This window comes from Enterobacter sp. BNK-8, assembly GCF_048685095.1.
GTDB lineage: Bacteria > Pseudomonadota > Gammaproteobacteria > Enterobacterales > Enterobacteriaceae > Enterobacter > Enterobacter quasiroggenkampii.
Genome location: NZ_JBLQTN010000001.1, coordinates 611130 through 630683 on the forward strand (window position 1 = coordinate 611130; position 19554 = coordinate 630683).

General features: G+C 57.4%; 19 protein-coding genes. 15 read left to right on the forward strand and 4 right to left on the reverse strand.

Features of this window, described 5'->3' with window-relative positions:
- The 3 genes from malZ (at position 1) to ACMGGU_RS02910 (ending at position 5884) form a co-directional block, all read left to right on the forward strand.
- Entirely contained in the window at positions 1 to 1818 is a 1818-nt protein-coding gene (malZ, locus tag ACMGGU_RS02900) for a maltodextrin glucosidase (protein ID WP_252077491.1), read from the forward strand.
- An 86-nt stretch (positions 1819 to 1904) separates the two neighbouring features.
- Positions 1905 to 4502, forward strand: a complete 2598-nt coding sequence (locus ACMGGU_RS02905; protein WP_420300230.1) for a DUF2339 domain-containing protein — start codon at positions 1905 to 1907, stop codon at positions 4500 to 4502.
- Positions 4499 to 5884: a DUF3999 domain-containing protein gene (locus ACMGGU_RS02910; protein WP_420300231.1), complete on the forward strand. Its 1386-nt coding sequence runs from the start codon at positions 4499 to 4501 to the stop codon at positions 5882 to 5884. The genes ACMGGU_RS02905 and ACMGGU_RS02910 overlap by 4 nt, the downstream gene beginning before the upstream one ends.
- 43 nt (positions 5885 to 5927) lie before the next feature.
- Here ACMGGU_RS02910 and ACMGGU_RS02915 read toward each other — a convergent pair whose 3' ends face one another.
- Both ACMGGU_RS02915 and acpH read right to left on the reverse strand, forming a co-directional pair.
- Entirely contained in the window at positions 5928 to 6530 is a 603-nt protein-coding gene (locus ACMGGU_RS02915; RefSeq protein WP_008503347.1) for a peroxiredoxin, read from the reverse strand.
- Between the two features lie 127 nt (positions 6531 to 6657).
- Positions 6658 to 7239: an ACP phosphodiesterase gene (gene acpH / locus ACMGGU_RS02920; RefSeq protein WP_111967287.1), complete on the reverse strand. Its 582-nt coding sequence runs from the start codon at positions 7237 to 7239 to the stop codon at positions 6658 to 6660.
- A gap of 92 nt (positions 7240 to 7331) precedes the next feature.
- Between acpH and queA the strand changes: the two genes are divergently transcribed.
- The 7 genes from queA (at position 7332) to ACMGGU_RS02955 (ending at position 13998) form a co-directional block, all read left to right on the forward strand.
- Entirely contained in the window at positions 7332 to 8402 is a 1071-nt protein-coding gene (gene queA, locus ACMGGU_RS02925) for a tRNA preQ1(34) S-adenosylmethionine ribosyltransferase-isomerase QueA (RefSeq protein WP_008503345.1), read from the forward strand.
- A gap of 53 nt (positions 8403 to 8455) precedes the next feature.
- Complete coding sequence (tgt, locus tag ACMGGU_RS02930) at positions 8456 to 9583, forward strand: tRNA guanosine(34) transglycosylase Tgt (protein WP_003859110.1); 1128 nt, start codon at positions 8456 to 8458, stop codon at positions 9581 to 9583.
- A gap of 22 nt (positions 9584 to 9605) precedes the next feature.
- Positions 9606 to 9938 carry a preprotein translocase subunit YajC gene (yajC, locus tag ACMGGU_RS02935; protein ID WP_003859109.1) on the forward strand — a complete coding sequence of 111 codons (333 nt, stop codon included), beginning with the start codon at positions 9606 to 9608 and terminating at the stop codon, positions 9936 to 9938.
- Positions 9939 to 9965: 27 nt separating this feature from the next.
- Positions 9966 to 11813, forward strand: coding sequence for a protein translocase subunit SecD (secD, locus tag ACMGGU_RS02940; protein ID WP_072052285.1), 1848 nt, complete (start codon positions 9966 to 9968; stop codon positions 11811 to 11813).
- 10 nt (positions 11814 to 11823) lie between these two features.
- Positions 11824 to 12795 (forward strand): protein translocase subunit SecF, encoded by a 972-nt coding sequence (gene secF / locus ACMGGU_RS02945; RefSeq protein WP_048225871.1) that lies wholly within the window; start codon positions 11824 to 11826, stop codon positions 12793 to 12795.
- A 142-nt stretch (positions 12796 to 12937) separates the two neighbouring features.
- Positions 12938 to 13303 (forward strand): VOC family protein, encoded by a 366-nt coding sequence (locus ACMGGU_RS02950; RefSeq protein WP_008503341.1) that lies wholly within the window; start codon positions 12938 to 12940, stop codon positions 13301 to 13303.
- A 14-nt stretch (positions 13304 to 13317) separates the two neighbouring features.
- Positions 13318 to 13998, forward strand: a complete 681-nt coding sequence (locus ACMGGU_RS02955; RefSeq protein WP_262802481.1) for a helix-turn-helix transcriptional regulator — start codon at positions 13318 to 13320, stop codon at positions 13996 to 13998.
- A gap of 88 nt (positions 13999 to 14086) precedes the next feature.
- Here ACMGGU_RS02955 and ACMGGU_RS02960 read toward each other — a convergent pair whose 3' ends face one another.
- The gene (locus ACMGGU_RS02960; protein WP_420300232.1) at positions 14087 to 14965 is read right to left on the reverse strand and encodes a nucleoside-specific channel-forming protein Tsx; all 879 of its coding nucleotides are present in this window, start codon (positions 14963 to 14965) and stop codon (positions 14087 to 14089) included.
- Positions 14966 to 15235: 270 nt separating this feature from the next.
- Positions 15236 to 15775, reverse strand: a complete 540-nt coding sequence (locus tag ACMGGU_RS02965; protein ID WP_045909789.1) for a DUF3251 domain-containing protein — start codon at positions 15773 to 15775, stop codon at positions 15236 to 15238.
- Between the two features lie 152 nt (positions 15776 to 15927).
- Between ACMGGU_RS02965 and nrdR the strand changes: the two genes are divergently transcribed.
- The 5 genes from nrdR to thiL all read left to right on the forward strand — a co-directional run bounded on the left by nrdR (position 15928) and on the right by thiL (position 19533).
- Positions 15928 to 16377, forward strand: coding sequence for a transcriptional regulator NrdR (nrdR, locus tag ACMGGU_RS02970; protein ID WP_008503337.1), 450 nt, complete (start codon positions 15928 to 15930; stop codon positions 16375 to 16377).
- Between the two features lie 4 nt (positions 16378 to 16381).
- Positions 16382 to 17485 carry a bifunctional diaminohydroxyphosphoribosylaminopyrimidine deaminase/5-amino-6-(5-phosphoribosylamino)uracil reductase RibD gene (gene ribD / locus ACMGGU_RS02975; RefSeq protein ID WP_045909788.1) on the forward strand — a complete coding sequence of 368 codons (1104 nt, stop codon included), beginning with the start codon at positions 16382 to 16384 and terminating at the stop codon, positions 17483 to 17485.
- Between the two features lie 87 nt (positions 17486 to 17572).
- Complete coding sequence (gene ribE, locus ACMGGU_RS02980; RefSeq protein WP_006176874.1) at positions 17573 to 18043, forward strand: 6,7-dimethyl-8-ribityllumazine synthase; 471 nt, start codon at positions 17573 to 17575, stop codon at positions 18041 to 18043.
- A gap of 21 nt (positions 18044 to 18064) precedes the next feature.
- Positions 18065 to 18484 (forward strand): transcription antitermination factor NusB, encoded by a 420-nt coding sequence (gene nusB / locus ACMGGU_RS02985; protein ID WP_006809908.1) that lies wholly within the window; start codon positions 18065 to 18067, stop codon positions 18482 to 18484.
- A gap of 77 nt (positions 18485 to 18561) precedes the next feature.
- The gene (gene thiL, locus ACMGGU_RS02990; protein WP_045909787.1) at positions 18562 to 19533 is read left to right on the forward strand and encodes a thiamine-phosphate kinase; all 972 of its coding nucleotides are present in this window, start codon (positions 18562 to 18564) and stop codon (positions 19531 to 19533) included.
- Positions 19534 to 19554 lie beyond the last annotated feature (21 nt).

A 19554-nucleotide genomic window follows, 5' to 3' on the forward strand; every position in this document is an offset into this window, starting at 1 on the left:
ATGTTAAACGCCTGGCACCTTCCGGTTGCCCCATTTGTTAAGCAAAACAAAGACAACCTGGTGATTACGCTCTGGCTGGCGGGTGAAAATCAGCCTGAACGCGTGACGCTCCGCGCCGAAATCGATAACGAAGAGACCGGGCTGAAAATGCACAAGCTGCGCAGCCAGCCGCAGCCGGGGATCACCGCCTGGCGGGCGAATATCGACCTGCGTAGCGGACAGCCGCGTCGCCGCTACAGCTTCAAGCTTTTGTGGAACAACCGTCAACTGTGGTTTACCCCGCAGGGGTTTAGCCGTTTCCCGCCCGCACGGCTGGAACAGTTTGCTGTGGATTACCCGGATAACGGCCCGCAGTGGGTCAACGATCAGGTCTTTTACCAGATTTTCCCGGACCGTTTTGCGCGCAGCGAAAAGCGCACTGCCGACCAGGATAAGGTCTACTACCACCATGCCGCGGGCCATGACATTATCCTAAAAGCGTGGGATGAGCCGCTGACCGCGCAGGCGGGCGGATCGACTTTCTACGGCGGCGATCTCGACGGCATCAGCGAAAAGCTGTCGTACCTGAAAAAACTGGGCGTGACGGCGCTGTATCTCAACCCGGTGTTTAAAGCCCCGAGCGTACATAAATACGATACCGAAGATTATCGCCACGTTGACGCGCAGTTTGGCGGTGACGAGGCGCTGCTGCGCCTGCGTAAGAACACCCAAAACGAAGGCATGCGCCTCATTCTGGACGGCGTGTTCAACCACAGCGGAGATTCGCATGCGTGGTTTGATCGGCATAACCAGTCGATGGGCGGGGCATGTCATAACCCGGATTCGCCGCAGCGCGACTGGTATAGCTTTAATGAGGAGGGGCGTGCGCTGGACTGGCTGGGCTACCCGAGCCTGCCGAAGCTGGATTTCCAGTCGCCAACGCTTGTGAACGAGATTTACGGCGGGGAAGACAGCATCGTGCGCCACTGGCTGAAGGCGCCGTGGAATATGGACGGCTGGCGTCTGGACGTAGTGCATATGCTCGGCGAAGCGGGCGGGGCGCGGAATAACCTTCAGCACGTCGCCGGGATTACGCGCTCGGCAAAAGCGGCCCAGCCGGAGGCGTTCGTCTTTGGCGAGCACTTTGGCGACGCGCGCCAGTGGCTGCAGAACGATGCGGAAGATGCGGCGATGAACTATCGCGGCTTTACCTTCCCGCTGTGGGGATTCCTCGCCAACACCGATATCTCCTACGATCCGAATCATATCGACGCTGAAACCTGCATGGCGTGGATGGAGAACTACCGCGCCGGTCTGTCGCATCAGCAGCAGCTGCGGATGTTTAACCAGCTCGATAGCCACGACACCGCGCGCTTTAAATCCCTGCTCGGCAAGGATGTCGCGCGTCTGCCGCTGGCGGTGACCTGGCTCTTCACCTGGCCGGGCGTACCGTGCATCTACTACGGAGACGAGGTGGGGCTGGACGGCAACAACGATCCGTTCTGTCGCAAAACCTTCCCGTGGGCGCCGGAGAAACAGGACAAGGTGCTGTTCAGCCTGTATCAGCGCCTGGCGAAGTTGCGTAAGCAGAGTCTCGCCCTGCGCTACGGCGGCTGCCAGGTGGTGTACGCCCACGATAACGTGGTGGTGTTTGCTCGCGTCTATAACCAGCAGCGCGTGCTGGTGGCGATCAATCGGGGCGAGGCTTGCGAAGTGGTGCTGGATGATTCACCGCTGCTGAAGGTGGCAGCGTGGAAGAGCAAAGAGGGCAAGGCGACGATACAGGACGGCGTGCTGGCGCTGCCTGCAATATCCGCGACGATCTGGTTCGGCAGCTAATGCGCTATTGTTTCCACCTTTTAAGATGGCGCAAATGCAACGATTTGTGTCAATCTTAACGGATCGTTTACGGTGAAGGTGGAAACATGGACGAGCTTTACATCCTTGGCTGTTTATTCCTGATTTTTGCGCTGCTGGTTGCGCCTGTGCTTGCGGTTATCGGGTTTAATCGCAGTACGGCAGCGCGGCAGGAGATCGCCCGGCTACGCCAGCGCATAGAGGCGCTTGAGCAGCGCGGCGTGCCTGAGAACGCGCCGGAGCCGGTGCAGACCGCCGCGCCGGTGGTGGAGGACGCTCCCGCGCCTGTCGACCCCTGGCGCCCCGATATTCCCGCTGCGGTGGCAGAACCCGCTCAGGCTCCTGCGCCAGTGGCAAAACCGCCTTCAGCCTTTGGCGGCATCCTGACGTCGCTGGCGCGCTGGTTCATGCAGGGTAATCCGCTGGCGAAGCTGGGGATCCTGCTGCTCTTCCTCGGGCTCTCTTTCCTGCTGCGCTATACCGTCGAACATTCCCTGTTCCCGCTTGAGCTGCGCCTCGTGGCAACCGCGCTGTTTGCCATTGTTCTGCTGGCTGTCGGGTGGCGACTGCGGCACAGGCAGCGCGTCTATGCGTTGATCCTCCAGGGCGGGGCGACCGGCGTGCTCTACCTGACGGTGTTTGGCGCCTTCCGGCTCTGGCAAATGTTGCCGATGACGCTGGCTTTTGCGCTGCTGGTGGTGATTTGCGCGGCGAGCGTCGGGCTGGCGGTGCTGCAGAAGGCGCTGAGCCTTGCCATGCTGGCGAGCCTCGGCGGCTATCTTGCCCCGCTCCTCTTGTCTACCGGGGGCGGCAGCTTTGTCGCGCTGTTCTCTTTCTACCTCCTGCTGTCCATCGGCATTCTTGCTATCAGCATCTGGCAGCACTGGCGCGAGTTGAACCTGCTCGGGCTGCTGTTCACGTTCGGCGTGGGCGGCCTGTGGGGGCTGAATGACTACCAGCCTGAAGACTATTGGATTTGCCAGCTGTTCCTGATTGCCAATACGCTGATACTCGGCGTGCTGAGCGTGGCGCTGTCGCTGCGGGCGCAGGAGAAAGGGAAGCAGATCGTTGACGGCGTGCTGCTGTTTGCCCCGCCGCTGATCGGCTTCGGGATGCAGTACGGCATGACCCGGTACTGGGAATATGGCCCCGCGCTGAGCGCGCTGGGATACGGCGCATTTTATCTCACCCTCGCGTACCTCGCGCTGCGGCGCTATCCCTCCCTCGGACGGCCGCTGGTCATGGCGGCGCTGGCGATCGGCGGCGGGTTTGCCACGCTCGCCATTCCGCTGGCGCTGTCGGCGCGCTGGACGGCAATGGCCTGGGCGCTGGAGGGGCTGGGTATCCTCTGGCTGGGCGTGCAACAGCAGCAGCGGCGGATGAGCTATAGCGGGACGGCGCTGCTGGTGCTGGCGCTCGGCAGCGCGCTGTGGGCGCAAACAAACGGCGTTACGCCGCTGAGCCTGCTCCTTATCTTCGCCATCCTTAGCCTTTGCTGGCTGGCTGCGGCCTGGCTGTGGCGGACTCTCTTCCTGCCGGTCAGCTGGGCGCTGCTGGCAGGTGGTCTGCTGTTCTGGCTCGTGGCGCTATTGGGCGCATCGCGGCTGGCATTGACGAAGGCATTACCGATTCTGGCGGGCGTGCTGGCGCTGACGGCGGCGTCGGTCTGGGGCTGGCGGCAGGTGGCCGCTCGTCTGGCGTGGCGGGAGCTGGACGCCAGCAAATGGCTGCTCTGGCCGGTTATGCTGCTGATGGTGGGTTATCAGCTCTGGCACCAGCAGATCGTCTCCGCCGGCTGGTCAAACCTGGCCTGGTGCGTTGCGCTTCCTGCCGCGCTAATGATGCTGCGGCGCGACGGTGAAAGACTCCTTCCGCGTATCGCGATGGGGCTGCATCTGTCGCTGTTCTGGATGATTTTACTGGCGCTGGCCGCCGAGCTTTACTGGTTTGCCCGGTCCCTGCCGTGGGGCATGGCGGCCTGGGGCAGCGGACTGGCGATGGCTGCAGGCGGCGGGATGATTATGGTGCTCTCTGCTGCGGTACGGCGTCGCGTGTGGCCGTTCCGGGAGTGGCCTGCGCTCTACTCCTGCCTGGCACCGATTCCCGTAGTCGTGGCGCTGCTGGTATTGCTGGTGGTGACCAATTTCCAGGACGGCGTGGTCTATCGTCAGACCTGGCTGCCGCTGGTGAACCCGCTTGAGGAAGGTGCCGCGTTCGCGTTGCTGGGTCTGGTGGTCTTTTATCGGGCGGTGGATCGCTACTACCCGGCGTGGCTTGCGCAAGCGCGCCCGTGGCCTGCCGTCGCGCTCATGGCGTTTGGCTTCTGGTGGCTAAACGGTGCGCTGATGCGCGCCCTGGCCTGGTACGGCGACGTGGCCTGGAATATGGCATCGCTATGGGATTCACGGCTTATCCAGACCAGCTTTGCCCTGTTCTGGATGTTGAGCGCGCTGGTGGTCATGATCCATGCCACCCGTCGGGCTTCCCGGCAGGAGTGGCTCTGCGGTGCCGCGCTGCTGGGTGTGGTGATGGTTAAGCTGATGCTGGTGGACAGCGCGGGCGGAGGCGGTCTGTCGCGCGCGGTGGCGTTTATCGGCGTGGCGATACTGGTGCTGATAGTGGGCTATTTCTCGCCGCTACCGCCAAAAACAGGAGATGAAAAATGAAATGGATGAAAGCGGTAGCGTGTACCGCGCTGCTGGCGCTTTCCGGCCCGGCGTTCTGCGACGAGGTACCCGCGGAATCGCCGCGGGACTACGCCTTTGGTCGTTCACTCGACACGTCCGTTCCTTCCCGGTGGTATCGGGTGATGCTGCCGCTTGCCGTCTATGAGCAGAGCACATCCGCGGATCTGCATGATGTTCGCGTCTTTAACCAGTCGGGTGAGCCGGTTCCCTTTAGCCTGATCGCCGCAACGCGCCCGCAGGACACAGCGCACTCCATGGCGCTGCGTCTCTTTCCGCTGGACGCCTCGCCGCTCGCAGCTGCCTCAGACGCCGGTGACAGCGATAAGATCCTGCTCCGTTCCCGAAACGGCGTTGAGATTGTGCTGGAGGGGCAAAAAGCCGCCGCAGCCGGGCAACATTATCTGCTGACCTTGCCGGAGCAGACGACGGGTGAGCTGGCCATATCCCAGCTGCAGCTGCTCTGGAATACCCCGCAGTCGCCCTGGCAGGGAACGGCGTCGGTCTATTACAGCGAGGATCTTAAGCGCTGGTATACCCTGCGCGAAGAAATGCCGCTGCTGGACGTCGCCAGCGGTCAGGATCGCCTTAAGCTCGATCGGATCGACACCGATACGGTTTTATCTCCCGATGCGAATCGCTATCTCATGGTGGTGCTGAATACGCAGAGCAAGGGGATAACGTTGACTGGCGTAAACGCAATCAGCGCACCTGCGCAGGTGGCCCCGGAAGAGATCAATCTTGAGGGAGAAGGGGAGCCGCTATCGACAAGCGAAGCGCAGTGGCGCTGGGCGCGCCCGCAGCCGCTGAGTGCTGTCAGCATTTCGCTGAACGGTGATGGTGTCCTTCCCGTGGAGATCGCGTGGCGCAGTACAGAAAAAGACGCATGGCACCCCCTGAAAAAAGAGGTGATTTACCGTCTGGAGGGAAAAACGTCCGGACCGGTTTCGCTTAGCGGGGGCCTGGTGCAGGCCGTGAAAATCACGACGCTGAATGCGCGTCTGCCAGAATACCTGCCGAGCGTCACGGGGCATCGCGACCGCTATGACCTGGTGTTCAACGCGCAGGGGAAAGCGCCGTACGTGCTTGCCTGGGGCAACGGCGCCGCAAAGCCTGCCAGCGTGGAGCCCGACATGCTGATCCCCGCCGACCTGCGTAAGACCTATGCTATGGCGAACCTGCCGCAGGCCGACATAGTGGATGACGTTGCGTTAGGCGGCGAGGGGCGTCTGACCGCCACCTCTGCTGCCGATCGGGCGAGCTGGATGAACGCCCTGCTGGTATGGGGCGTGCTGATTGCGGGCGTGCTCCTGCTGGCGGGCATGGCCTGGCGCATCTGGCGGGAAACGCAGCGTAAGGCATAAAAAAAGGCCCGCATAAGCGGGCCTTTCTCGTAAACCGTGCCGATTACAGGCTGGATACGTTCTCAGACAGGTATTTAGCCACGCCGTCTGGGGAAGCAGCCATACCTTCTTTACCTTTTTCCCACTGAGCCGGGCACACTTCGCCGTGCTCTTCGTGGAACTGCAGCGCGTCAACCATACGCAGCATTTCGTCGATGTTACGACCCAGCGGCAGATCGTTCACAACCTGGTGACGAACGATGCCGTTCGCGTCGATCAGGAAGGAACCGCGCAGCGCAACGCCAGCGTCCGGATGTTCGATACCGTAAGCCTGCTGGATTTCGCGTTTGATGTCCGCAACCATTGCGTATTTCACCGCACCGATGCCGCCTTTGTCGACAGGGGTGTTACGCCATGCGTTGTGTACAAATTCAGAGTCGAAGGAGACGCCAACCACTTCTACGCCACGCTTCTGGAATTCTTCATAACGTTTGTCGAACGCGATCAGCTCAGACGGGCAAACGAAAGTGAAGTCCATTGGCCAGAAGAACAGAACGGTCGCTTTACCGTTGGTGTGCTGTTTGAAGTTGAAGTTTTCAACGATTTCACCGTTGCCCAGAACTGCTGCAGCTGTAAAATCCGGAGCCGGACGAGTTACCAGAACCATATGATTCTCCTGTAGATACTAAGGTTATTTGGAACGCAACGCGAGCCAGTATAGAGAGTGTTCATGGATAAGACAAAGAGGTGGTGACAATCGTTCCGCCAGCTTTTACCTATCAATGCGAATTCTGTTACAGCTGTTTATTTTTCGCCTGCGCCATCATGCGCGGATAGAATTGCCAGAATCGGGCCTCCAGCGCGTCGTAATGTTCATCCAGGTCATACCAGGAATCCCGCAGCGCATCAAGCCGTGGTCGACGGCTTGCCATCCCGTTCAGCACGTTCTGGATGAAGTCCATCTCGCGATAGCGCTCCAGCCAGCGTTCTGACCACAGATAGTTATTCAGATTGACAAAGCGCGGCGGCGAGTCGGGCAGAATGATCGACACCTGCTGGTGGGCATAGCGCACAAATTCGGGCAGGGATAGCTCTGGCGAGAGCTGTGCCCAGTGGCGCGACAGGAAGTGATCCCACATCACGTCGAGCGTGATCGGCGCAACGCGGCGCGTTTCAGGGCGGAACCACGCTTTGGCTTCCGTCACTTCCGGCAGTTTATCCGTCAGCACGTCGATGCGGCGGTGCATAAAAATCCCGTCGACAACCTCAGGGGAGTAGTCTTCTGCGGGATTACCGCGTACGAAATCGGCCAGCAAATTGCCCGAGAGGGAGCTGTCAGCGAGGTGCGCGAGATGCAGGTGAGCGAGAAAATTCATGCGTTTTATTTGTCCGGGGGCGGCTAGTTGTTGCAGCAAAAGGGTGTGAGCACTAGACTATGCCGCCTGTTTTTAAGTCACGAGTATACGTCATGCGCGTCGCCGATTTCTCCTTTGAACTACCTGAATCCCTGATTGCTCACTATCCCATGCCTGAGCGCAGCAGCTGTCGCTTACTGTCACTGGATGGGCCAACGGGCGAGCTGACGCACGGTACTTTCACCGATTTGCTCGACAAGCTCAACCCTGGCGATCTGCTGGTCTTTAACAATACCCGCGTGATCCCGGCGCGCCTGTTCGGCCGTAAAGCCAGCGGCGGCAAGATTGAAGTGCTGGTCGAACGTATGCTCGATGATAAACGTATTCTGGCACATATTCGCGCCTCCAAAGCCCCGAAGCCGGGCGCGGAGCTGCTGCTGGGCGATGATGAGAGCATCAAGGCGACCATGACCGCGCGCCACGACGCGCTTTTCGAAGTGGAGTTTAACGACGAGCGCACGGTGCTTGATATCCTGAACGCCATCGGCCACATGCCGCTGCCGCCGTATATTGAGCGTCCGGACGAAGAGGCTGACCGCGAGCTGTATCAGACCGTCTACAGCCAGAAGCCTGGCGCGGTCGCGGCCCCAACGGCAGGTCTGCACTTTGATGAGCCGCTGCTGGAAAAACTGCGCGCGAAAGGCATTGAGATGGCGTTCGTGACGCTGCACGTCGGCGCGGGTACCTTCCAGCCGGTGCGCGTGGACAGCATTGAAGACCACATCATGCACTCTGAGTATGCTGAAGTGCCGCAGGATGTCGTGGACGCGGTGCTGGCGGCGAAAGCGCGCGGTAGCCGCGTCGTGGCGGTCGGTACGACGTCGGTGCGCTCGCTGGAGAGCGCCGCGCAGGCCGCGAAAAGCGAGTTGATTGAGCCGTTCTTTGGCGATACGCAGATCTTTATCTACCCGGGTTACCAGTACAAGGTGATTGACGCGCTGGTGACCAACTTCCATCTGCCTGAATCGACGCTGATTATGCTGGTCTCTGCGTTCGCGGGGTATCAGCATACGATGAATGCCTACAAGTCTGCGGTAGAACAAAAATATCGCTTTTTTAGCTACGGGGACGCGATGTTTATCACGTACAATCCGCAGGCTTTGAATGAGCGTGTCGGGGAATAAGTCCGCGGCACCGTTTTACAACGTTGGACTGTTTTTCTGACGTCGGAGAAAAAATGAAATTTGAACTCGATACCACCGACGGTCGCGCGCGCCGCGGTCGCCTGGTGTTTGATCGCGGCGTGGTGGAAACCCCCGCGTTTATGCCTGTGGGCACGTACGGCACCGTAAAAGGGATGACGCCGGAAGAAGTTGAAGCCACTGGCGCGCAGATTATCCTCGGCAATACCTTCCACCTGTGGCTGCGTCCGGGTCAGGAGATCATGAAGCTCCACGGCGACCTGCACGACTTCATGCAGTGGAAAGGCCCTATCCTGACCGACTCCGGCGGTTTCCAGGTCTTCAGCCTGGGGGATATCCGCAAGATCACCGAGCAGGGCGTTCACTTCCGTAACCCGATCAACGGCGATCCGATTTTCCTCGATCCCGAAAAATCAATGGAGATTCAGTACGATCTCGGCTCTGACATCGTGATGATCTTCGACGAATGCACGCCGTATCCGGCCGACTGGGACTACGCCAAGCGTTCCATGGAGATGTCTCTGCGCTGGGCGAAGCGTAGCCGTGACCGTTTTGACTCCCTGCAGAACAAAAATGCGCTGTTCGGCATTATCCAGGGCAGCGTTTACGAAGATTTACGCGATATCTCTGTTAAAGGTCTGGTAGAGATAGGTTTTGATGGCTACGCTGTCGGCGGTTTGGCTGTGGGTGAGCCGAAGGAAGACATGCACCGCATTCTGGAGCACGTCTGCCCGCAAATCCCGGCGGATAAACCACGATACCTGATGGGCGTGGGCAAACCGGAAGATCTGGTTGAAGGCGTACGCCGCGGCATTGATATGTTCGACTGCGTCATGCCAACCCGCAACGCGCGTAACGGCCATCTGTTCGTTACCGATGGCGTGGTGAAAATCCGTAACGCGAAGCATAAGAGTGACACCAGCCCGCTCGATTCCGAGTGCGATTGCTATACCTGTCGCAATTATTCTCGCGCGTACCTGCATCATCTCGATCGTTGCAATGAGATTTTGGGCGCGCGTCTCAATACCATTCATAATCTTCGTTATTATCAGCGCTTAATGGCTGGTTTACGTAAGGCTATCGAAGAGGGTAAATTAGAGAGCTTCGTGACCGATTTCTACCAACGTCAGGGGCGGGATGTTCCACCGTTGAACGTTGATTAATTTTAATAATGAGGGAATTTGAATGAGCTTTTTTATTTCTGATGCGGTAGCGGCAACAGGTGCTCCAGCGCAGGGCAGCCCGATGTCTCTGATTCTGATGCTGGTTGTGTTCGGTCTGATCTTCTACTTCATGATCCTGCGTCCACAGCAGAAGCGCACCAAAGAGCACAAAAACCTGATGAACTCCATTGCGAAAGGCGATGAAGTGCTGACTAACGGTGGTCTGGTCGGTCGCGTAACCAAAGTGGCTGAAAACGGCTACATTGCTATCGCCCTGAACGACACCACTGAAGTGGTCATCAAACGTGACTTCGTAGCTGCCGTTCTGCCGAAAGGCACCATGAAGGCGCTGTAATCCCAACTTTTCCCAAAGGGAACTGCCGTGTTAAACCGTTATCCTTTGTGGAAGTACATCATGCTGGTCGTCGTGATTCTCGTCGGCCTGCTGTACGCGCTTCCCAACCTGTATGGTGAGGATCCGGCTGTTCAAATCACTGGCGCGCGCGGTGTCGCCGCCAGTGAGCAAACGCTGATCCAGGTCCAGAAAACGTTACAAGAAGAAAAAATTACCGCTAAGTCTGTGGCTCTGGAAGAGGGTGCAATTCTTGCTCGCTTCGACACCACCGACACGCAGCTCCGCGCACGTGAAGCGCTGATGGGCGTGCTGGGTGATAAATACGTCGTGGCGCTTAACCTTGCCCCTGCAACCCCGCGTTGGCTGGCTGCGATGAATGCAGAGCCAATGAAACTCGGTCTTGACCTGCGTGGCGGCGTTCACTTCCTGATGGAAGTGGATATGGATACCGCGCTCGGCAAGCTGCAGGAACAGAATATCGACAGCCTGCGCAGCGATCTGCGTGATAAAGGCATCGCTTACACCACCGTGCGTAAAGAAGATAACTACGGCATGAGCATCACGTTCCGCGACAGCGCGGCGCGCGATCAGGCTGTAGATTACCTGACCCAACGTCACCGTGACCTGGTGATCTCCTCGCAGGGCAGCAACCAGCTGCGCGCGGTGATGACCGATGCGCGTCTGAAAGAAGCGCGTGAATATGCCGTTCAGCAGAACATCAACATTCTGCGTAACCGTGTAAACCAGCTGGGTGTGGCTGAGCCGCTGGTGCAGCGCCAGGGTGCTGACCGTATCGTGGTTGAACTGCCGGGTATCCAGGATACCGCGCGTGCGAAAGAGATTCTGGGGGCGACCGCCACGCTGGAATTCCGTCTGGTCAATTCCAATGTCGATCAGTCCGCTGCCGCAGCAGGCCGTATTCCGGGTGATTCCGAAGTGAAACAGACTCGCGAAGGTCAGCCTGTTGTGCTGTACAAACGCGTGATTCTGACCGGTGACCATATCACCGACTCCACCTCGAGCCAGGACGAATACAACCAGCCGCAGGTTAACATCTCGCTTGATAGCGCGGGTGGTAACATCATGTCTAACTTCACCAAGGACAACATCGGCAAGCCGATGGCAACCCTGTTCGTGGAGTACAAAGACAGCGGTAAGAAAGATGCGAATGGTCGTGCGGTGCTGGTGAAAGAGGAAGAGGTGATTAACATCGCCAACATCCAGTCTCGTCTGGGTAACAGCTTCCGTATTACCGGTATTAGCAACCCGAACGAAGCGCGTCAGCTCTCTCTGCTGCTGCGTGCCGGTGCGCTGATTGCGCCAATTCAGATTGTTGAAGAACGTACCATTGGTCCAACGCTGGGGATGCAAAACATCCAGCAGGGCCTGGAAGCGTGTCTGGCCGGTCTGGTGGTCTCTATCCTCTTCATGATCTTCTTCTATAAGAAGTTTGGTCTGATTGCGACCTCCGCGCTGATCGCGAACCTGGTGCTGATTATCGGCATTATGTCCCTGCTGCCGGGGGCGACGCTGACCATGCCGGGTATTGCGGGTATCGTTCTGACCCTTGCGGTGGCGGTCGACGCCAACGTACTGATTAACGAACGTATCAAAGAAGAGTTGAGCAACGGTCGCTCTGTTCAGCAGGCGATTGATGAAGGTTATAAAGGCGCGTTCAGCTCTATCTTCGATGCGAACGTAACAACACTGATTAAGGTTCTTATCCTGTATGCAGTGGGTACTGGCGCGATCAAAGGCTTTGCGATTACAACCGGTATTGGTGTCGCAACGTCAATGTTTACCGCTATTGTCGGCACCCGTGCCATCGTGAACCTGCTGTACGGCGGCAAGCGCGTCAAAAAGCTGTCTATCTGAGGAGTGCGTTGTGGCACAGGAATATACTGTTGAACAATTGAACCACGGCCGTAAAGTCTGGGACTTTATGCGCTGGGACTACTGGGCCTTCGGCATTTCAGGTTTCCTGCTGATTCTGTCCATCATCATTATGGGCGTGAAAGGCTTTAACTGGGGTCTCGATTTCACCGGTGGTACGGTCATCGAGATCTCCCTGGAAAAACCGGTCGATATGGACCAGATGCGCGAATCGCTGCAGAAAGCGGGCTTTGAAGAGCCGCTGCTGCAGAACTTCGGCAGCAGCCGCGACATCATGGTACGTATGCCGCCGGTGCACGATGCCAACGGCAGCCAGGAGCTGGGCAGTAAGGTTGTTAGCGTGATTAACGAAACAACCAGCCAGAACGCAGCGGTTAAGCGTATTGAGTTCGTCGGCCCAAGCGTGGGTGCTGACCTGGCGCAGACCGGCGCGATGGCGCTGCTGGTGGCGCTGATTTCCATCCTGGTGTACGTCGGTTTCCGCTTTGAGTGGCGACTGGCGGCCGGTGTGGTTATCGCCCTGGCACACGACGTGGTGATCACCATGGGCATACTGTCTCTGTTCCACATTGAGATTGACCTGACGATTGTGGCATCCCTGATGTCCGTTATCGGTTACTCACTGAACGACAGTATCGTGGTATCTGACCGTATTCGTGAAAACTTCCGTAAGATCCGTCGCGGTACGCCGTACGAAATCTTTAACGTGTCGTTGACCCAGACGCTGCACCGTACCTTGATCACCTCCGGTACTACCCTGATGGTGATCCTGATGCTGTTCCTCTTCGGTGGTCCGGTACTGGAAGGCTTCTCGCTGACCATGTTGATTGGTGTCACCATCGGTACAGCGTCGTCTATCTACGTCGCGTCCGCACTGGCACTGAAACTCGGCATGAAGCGCGAGCACCTGCTCCAGCAGAAAGTCGAGAAAGAAGGGGCGGATCAGCCGTCCATTCTGCCGTAAGGCGACGTTTAGCGCGTTATCGAAATCCCGGTCGGTTGACCGGGATTTTTTTTATCTGCTCCTGACAAACACTCCTGACAGTATGCTGTCAGGAGCCCTGTCGTAGACTCCTTCTGAACCCAAACAACAGGCAGGAGGATGTATGAAAAGCGTCATTAACTGGTTTGAAATTCCGGTCTCGGATATGGATCGCGCCATCAAATTTTATGAGCCGGTGATGCAGCTTGCGCTGCGTCGCGAGAAAATGGATTGTGCGGAGCTGGCAGTTTTCCCGCATGAGGATCCCGCCACCGGAGGCGCACTGGCAAAATTTGACGGCGTTACACCGTCTTTGCAGGGCGCTATTATTTACCTGCATACTGACAATCTGGCGGCCACGCTCGATCGCATCGCCTCTGCGGGCGGCGAGTGCGTGTTTGGTCCGCTGGAACTGCCGCATGGCATTGGCACTATCGCCTTGTTTACCGACAGCGAGGGTAACCGCGTCGGGCTCCATCAACCTGCCTGAGAGCGGACAAAGATATGACCCGACGCGCTGACCGTTTGTTTCAGATTGTGCAGATCCTGCGGGGCAGGCGTCTGACAACGGCAGCGCATCTGGCGGACCGGCTTGGCGTGTCTGAGCGTACGGTCTATCGCGATATCCGCGACCTGTCGCTTTCCGGCGTGCCGGTGGAAGGTGAGGCGGGGAGCGGATATCGGCTCATGTCGGGCTTTGACCTGCCGCCGCTGATGCTGACAAATAAGGAGTCTGAGGCGCTGATCGTCGCGATTCGCCTGCTCAAAACCTGGGGTGGGGAATCGCTGTCGCGCGAGCTGGAGTCGGCTCAGGAAAAGGTGCTGGCGATTCTGCCCGAGGAGAGTCGTCGAAAGGCGGAGCAGACGCGGATCTACGCCCCGGATTTTTGCATGCAAAGCCACTCCCGCAGCGACTTTGACAGGATTCATCAGGCAATTTCCGCTCAGCAGGTGCTGGCACTGCATTACCGTGATGAAGCAGGACAGCTGTCTAATCGTGAGGTTCAGCCGCTGGGGCTGTTCTTCTGGGGAGAGCGCTGGCTGCTGGCCGCGTGGTGTGAACGGCGCGATGACTATCGCTGTTTCCGGCTCGACAGATGCCTCAATATTGTGACTACGGACAGGCGGTTTAGCGAGAGTGCGGACAGGTCTTTGGCGGATTTTTTGCGCAAGGTGAGGCAGTAAAAAGCCGGGTGGCGGCTACGCCTTACCCGGCCTACATTTGGGTCGTAGGCCCGGTAAGCGTAGCGCCACCGGGCGAAACCCGCACTGATTAGAAGTTGTAACCTACAACCAGGTAACCACCCCAACCGGTAGAACGGACGTGTTCGTTCATCCATACCAGTTTCGCGTCGTCGTTCCACTGGCCGCCGTTGTGCCAGTAACGTGCCACAACAGAGTAATGCCAGTGATCGTAGTTCAGCGCCAGGATGTGGCTGGAGGCGATGGAGTCATTGGTACGCTGCTTAATACCGTTCTCTGCGTAACCGCTCTTATCGCCCAGATCTGAACCCCAGTCGAAGTTGGTGAAGCCGATATAGCTCAGGTTACCGCCCCACAGCTGGGTGATTGGCACAAAGTATTTCACTTTGAAACGATAGCCATCCCATTCGTTCTGGTTTTCAGCGCCATAGTTCTGCCACTGATATTTGGCATAGACGTTCAGAGACAGGCTCATTGGCAGGCCGGTGTCGATGTCCGTACCCAGACCCATATACCAGGTGCTCTGACGACCGGACTCGTTGCGGCCCATGTCGTAAATGTAGTTGTTCGCGAAGTACCACTCTTTGAACGGGCCGAAGCTCAGATCGGTGCCGGTCAGCTTGTCGATGGCGAAGCGTGGTTCGATTTCCATGAACAGAGGGGAGCCGTGGTTCCAGATACCTTTAGCCTGAGAGTTACCACCGAAGAAGACCGGTGCATCCATGTAGCCGTAGAAATCAAACCAGTCTTTCTTGGCGAAGGCTTCATATTCCAGGTAGGTATCGTTACGAATCTGTGGTCCGAAACGCGTGTGGTAGCTGCCCACCACGTTAACGCTCTGGTGCCACCAGTCGGAGAGGTATTGTGGTTTGTCGTTTTCCGCTGCGTTAACAGTGAAAGAAGAGGACAGTGCCAGCACGGCGCCAGCTGCGAGTAATGTTTTTTTCATAATCATGCCACTGATTGAAATTCCCTTCCGGGAGTGAAAAATGCGCGAATTGCGTTTCTAAATATTTCGTGTTTCTGCGGTGCCTATTATAGGAATCCCTGCTCACAAAAATATGTGTTGTTTCACATATCTCTCACACGCGTAATCGATTGCGTTCACGTTTGCGTACTTTAAACGGCCGGGATTGTAGCGGCAATCATTTATGTTGCCAATCCATACGAAATGTAAATGTTAGCGGAGTGACATTTCACTCCGCTAAAAAGGAGGGGATTAGTGCGCGGCGGGTTGAATGTCGTGAATGCGGATAAAGCCTAACTGTTCCGGCGTAAGACCGCTTAACTGAAGCGGAATATCCACATCGCTTGGTGCTAAAACACTGGCCGGGGCTGTGAAGAGTTGATTCTTCACGTTCACCTCCTGGTAATTCTCCGTGGTGCCCTGGATCTGGCCCCACTCGACAGTGCCGCTGAAGGCCGGAAGCGGATCGTTGGACTCTCCCTGTATACGTAATGTTGCGCGTGTACCATCTGCATTCGCCGCCACATTCACCAGAGACATTTTTAGCGTGCCGATCTGACTATTGAGCCGCGCAGGCGTATTCGCGCCCGGCAGCAGATAAACCCCGCTGCTGGATTTGGCATTCAGCGCGTTTTGCTGGGTGATTTTCACCGTTTCTTTGTTCAGCTTGTCCATCGCCGTATTGAGCGTATTGACGCTCTGTTTCAACTGGCGGACTTCGGTTTGCTGTGCACAGGCGCTAAGGGTGAAGAGGCTCCCCACCAGCAATATTTTCAGGTAACGTCTTGTCATTGCGTTTATTTCCTTGAAATAACGGATCGTCCTAATGGTAGCCAGCATCATTGTGTCAGACATAGATCCTTTGTCTCAAAAAGCTCTTCCTTTGTTGTCAGGCCAGATCAGGGTAAAATGAAAATCAGTTAACCAGATAACAGGGATACCGTATGCATTGCCCATTCTGCTCCGCTGTGGATACCAAAGTCATCGACTCTCGCCTGGTGGGCGAAGGGTCATCCGTACGCCGTCGTCGGCAGTGTCTGGTGTGCAACGAGCGTTTTACGACCTTTGAGGTGGCAGAGCTGGTCATGCCGCGCGTGGTAAAAAGTAACGACGTGCGTGAGCCGTTTAACGAAGAGAAACTGCGCAGCGGAATGCTGAAGGCCCTCGAGAAACGTCCCGTCAGCGCGGACGACGTGGAGATGGCGTTAAACCACATAAAATCTTACCTTCGTGGTTTGGGTGAGCGTGAAGTGCCGAGCAAAATGATCGGTAACCTGGTGATGGAGCAGCTGAAAAAGCTCGATAAGGTCGCCTATATCCGCTTCGCCTCGGTCTACCGCAGCTTCGAAGATATCAAAGAGTTTGGCGAAGAGATCGCCCGCTTACAGGATTAAGCTCATGCACGATGAGATGTACATGGCGCGAGCCATGAAGCTGGCGCAGCGCGGTCGTTTTACGACCCATCCCAACCCGAATGTCGGGTGCGTTATCGTTAAAGATGGCGAGATCGTGGGGGAGGGCTTTCACTATCGCGCAGGCGAACCGCATGCTGAGGTTCATGCGCTGCGCATGGCCGGCGAGAAGGCGCGCGGCGCTACGGCCTACGTTACGCTGGAGCCCTGCAGCCATCATGGGCGTACGCCGCCGTGCTGCGACGCGTTGATTGCCGCGGGGGTTTCGCGCGTGGTCGCATCGATGCAGGATCCGAATCCGCAGGTGGCCGGTCGTGGTCTGTATCGCCTGCAGCAGGAAGGCATTGACGTCAGCCATGGCCTGATGATGCAGGACGCTGAAGCGCTCAACAAAGGTTTCCTGAAGCGCATGCGCACCGGGTTCCCGTATATCCAGCTTAAGCTGGGCGCCTCGCTGGACGGTCGTACGGCGATGGCAAACGGCGAGAGTCAGTGGATCACCTCGCCACAGGCAAGGCGCGATGTGCAACGTCTGCGCGCGCAAAGCCATGCTATTCTCACCAGCAGTGAAACCGTTCTGGCTGACGATCCGGCCATGACCGTGCGCTGGGACGAGCTGAATGCCGATACCCAGGCCCTGTACCCGCAGGAGAACCTGCGTCAGCCGCTGCGTATTATCATTGATAGTCAGAACCGCGTGACGCCGGAGCACCGCATCGTCCAGCAGCCGGGTGAAACCTGGATTGCCCGCACGAAGGACGATACGCGCACATGGCCGGAAGGCGTGCGCAGCATCATGGTGCCGGAGCATAACGGCCATCTGGATCTCGTGGTGCTGATGATGCTGCTCGGCAAGCAACAGGTGAACAGTATCTGGGTGGAAGCGGGGCCAACGCTCGCCGGTGCGCTCTTACAGGCCGGACTGGTGGATGAACTGCTTGTTTACGTTGCGCCTAAACTGTTAGGTCACGACGCGCGCGGCCTGTTTGTGCTGCCCGGCCTTGAAAAACTGGCCGACGCACCACAACTCAAATTCAGCGAGATTCGTCCGGTCGGTCCGGATGTCTGCCTCCACTTAACGACAGCGTAATTGCTCCCGAAATAGGGAAGCAGTGCGCAAAGTATTATGATAAAATCCGCCCCCCTGCGGGGCCAAATGAACCCGTAAAGGAAGAGTATGAACATTATTGAAGCTGCTGTAGCTACCCCGGACGCTCGCGTCGCCATCACCATTGCGCGTTTCAACAACTTCATCAACGACAGCCTGCTGGAAGGTGCCATTGACGCCCTGAAACGTATCGGCCAGGTTAAAGATGACAACATTACCGTTGTTTGGGTTCCAGGCGCTTACGAACTGCCACTGGCGGCGGGCGCGCTGGCGAAAACCGGTAAATACGACGCGGTGATTGCGCTGGGTACCGTTATTCGTGGCGGCACTGCGCACTTCGAATACGTTGCGGGCGGTGCAAGCAATGGTCTGGCACACGTTGCGCAGGATGCTGAAATTCCTGTCGCGTTCGGCGTGCTGACTACCGAAAGTATTGAACAAGCCATCGAACGTGCTGGCACCAAAGCCGGTAACAAAGGTGCAGAAGCTGCACTGACCGCGCTTGAAATGATCAATGTATTGAAAGCCATCAAGGCCTGATTTTTTTGTAAGGGGAATTCCGTGAAACCTGCTGCTCGTCGCCGCGCCCGTGAATGTGCCGTCCAGGCACTTTACTCCTGGCAGTTGTCCCAGAACGACATCGCTGATGTTGAATACCAGTTCCTGTCAGAACAGGACGTGAAAGACGTTGACGTTCTGTACTTCCGTGAACTGCTGTCGGGAGTGGCGACTAATAGCGCGTATCTCGATGGTCTGATGAAACCTTACCTGTCCCGTTTGCTCGAAGAGCTGGGTCAGGTAGAAAAAGCCGTGTTGCGTATCGCGCTGTTTGAGCTGTCTAAACGTGATGATGTGCCGTACAAAGTGGCCATTAACGAAGCGATCGAACTGGCGAAAACCTTCGGTGCTGAAGACAGCCACAAGTTTGTAAACGGCGTACTTGATAAAGCAGCACCTGCGATCCGTCCCCACAAAAAGTGATCCGCAAACCGGAGTTCTGCATTGCCTGACGGGCAGTGCGGCTCCGGTTTTTTCTTTTATTTGCTGAGGCATAACGTATGGCATGCGGCGAATTTTCCCTGATTGCCCGTTATTTCGACCGTGTCAGAACCTCTCGTCTTGATGTTGAAACCGGCATCGGCGATGACTGTGCACTTCTCAATATTCCCGAAAAACAGACGCTGGCAATCAGCACCGACACCTTAGTGTGCGGACGTCATTTTTTACCGGATATCGATCCTGCCGATCTGGCGTATAAGGCGCTGGCGGTTAACGTCAGCGATCTGGCGGCGATGGGGGCCGATCCCGCGTGGTTAACCCTGGCGCTAACGCTGCCAGAGGTAGACGAAGTCTGGCTTGAAGCCTTTAGCGATGCGCTGTTTGAGCAGCTTAACTACTACGATATGCAGCTGATTGGCGGTGATACCACTGCCGGGCCGCTGTCGATGACGCTGGCGATCCACGGGTATGTGCCGCTCGGCCGCGCGCTGAAGCGCTCAGGCGCAAAACCCGGCGACTGGATCTATGTGACCGGTACGCCGGGCGACAGCGCGGCGGGGCTGGCGATCCTCCAGGATCGCTTAACCGTGAAGGATACCGACGATGCGGCGTATCTGGTGAAACGCCATCTGCGCCCGACGCCGCGTATTCTGCACGGTCAGGCGCTGCGCGAGCGGGCAAGCTCGGCTATCGATCTCTCTGACGGGCTGATCTCCGACCTCGGCCATATTCTGAAGGCCAGCGGTGTCGGCGCGCGCGTTGACCTGGATCTGTTCCCGCTGTCAGAGGAACTGCTTCGTCATGTCGAACCTGAGCAGGCGCTGCGCTGGGCGCTGTCCGGTGGCGAAGATTATGAGTTGTGCTTTACCGTTCCGGAGCTGAACCGCGGAACGCTCGACGTGGCATTAGCGCACCTCGGCGCGAAATTCACCTGTATCGGGCAGATCATGCCGGAGAGTGAAGGGCTGAAGTTTGTGAAAGACGGTGAGCCGGTTACGCTGGACTGGAAAGGGTACGATCACTTCGCGTGAGTTTGTGCGCTCTGTATTGCC

Excerpts from the sequence above, each read along its gene's own strand:
- malZ (WP_252077491.1), top strand. The coding sequence starts at position 1 with ATGTTAAACGCCTGGCACCTTCCGGTTGCCCCATTTGTTAAGCAAAAC.
- queA (WP_008503345.1), top strand. The coding sequence starts at position 7,332 with ATGCGCGTCGCCGATTTCTCCTTTGAACTACCTGAATCCCTGATTGCT.
- nrdR (WP_008503337.1), top strand. The coding sequence starts at position 15,928 with ATGCATTGCCCATTCTGCTCCGCTGTGGATACCAAAGTCATCGACTCT.
- tgt (WP_003859110.1), top strand. The coding sequence starts at position 8,456 with ATGAAATTTGAACTCGATACCACCGACGGTCGCGCGCGCCGCGGTCGC.
- ACMGGU_RS02965 (WP_045909789.1), bottom strand. The coding sequence starts at position 15,775 with ATGACAAGACGTTACCTGAAAATATTGCTGGTGGGGAGCCTCTTCACC.
- ACMGGU_RS02915 (WP_008503347.1), bottom strand. The coding sequence starts at position 6,530 with ATGGTTCTGGTAACTCGTCCGGCTCCGGATTTTACAGCTGCAGCAGTT.
- ACMGGU_RS02950 (WP_008503341.1), top strand. The coding sequence starts at position 12,938 with ATGAAAAGCGTCATTAACTGGTTTGAAATTCCGGTCTCGGATATGGAT.
- yajC (WP_003859109.1), top strand. The coding sequence starts at position 9,606 with ATGAGCTTTTTTATTTCTGATGCGGTAGCGGCAACAGGTGCTCCAGCG.
- ACMGGU_RS02905 (WP_420300230.1), top strand. The coding sequence starts at position 1,905 with ATGGACGAGCTTTACATCCTTGGCTGTTTATTCCTGATTTTTGCGCTG.
- ACMGGU_RS02960 (WP_420300232.1), bottom strand. The coding sequence starts at position 14,965 with ATGAAAAAAACATTACTCGCAGCTGGCGCCGTGCTGGCACTGTCCTCT.
- ACMGGU_RS02910 (WP_420300231.1), top strand. The coding sequence starts at position 4,499 with ATGAAATGGATGAAAGCGGTAGCGTGTACCGCGCTGCTGGCGCTTTCC.
- thiL (WP_045909787.1), top strand. The coding sequence starts at position 18,562 with ATGGCATGCGGCGAATTTTCCCTGATTGCCCGTTATTTCGACCGTGTC.
- acpH (WP_111967287.1), bottom strand. The coding sequence starts at position 7,239 with ATGAATTTTCTCGCTCACCTGCATCTCGCGCACCTCGCTGACAGCTCC.
- ACMGGU_RS02955 (WP_262802481.1), top strand. The coding sequence starts at position 13,318 with ATGACCCGACGCGCTGACCGTTTGTTTCAGATTGTGCAGATCCTGCGG.
- ribD (WP_045909788.1), top strand. The coding sequence starts at position 16,382 with ATGCACGATGAGATGTACATGGCGCGAGCCATGAAGCTGGCGCAGCGC.
- ribE (WP_006176874.1), top strand. The coding sequence starts at position 17,573 with ATGAACATTATTGAAGCTGCTGTAGCTACCCCGGACGCTCGCGTCGCC.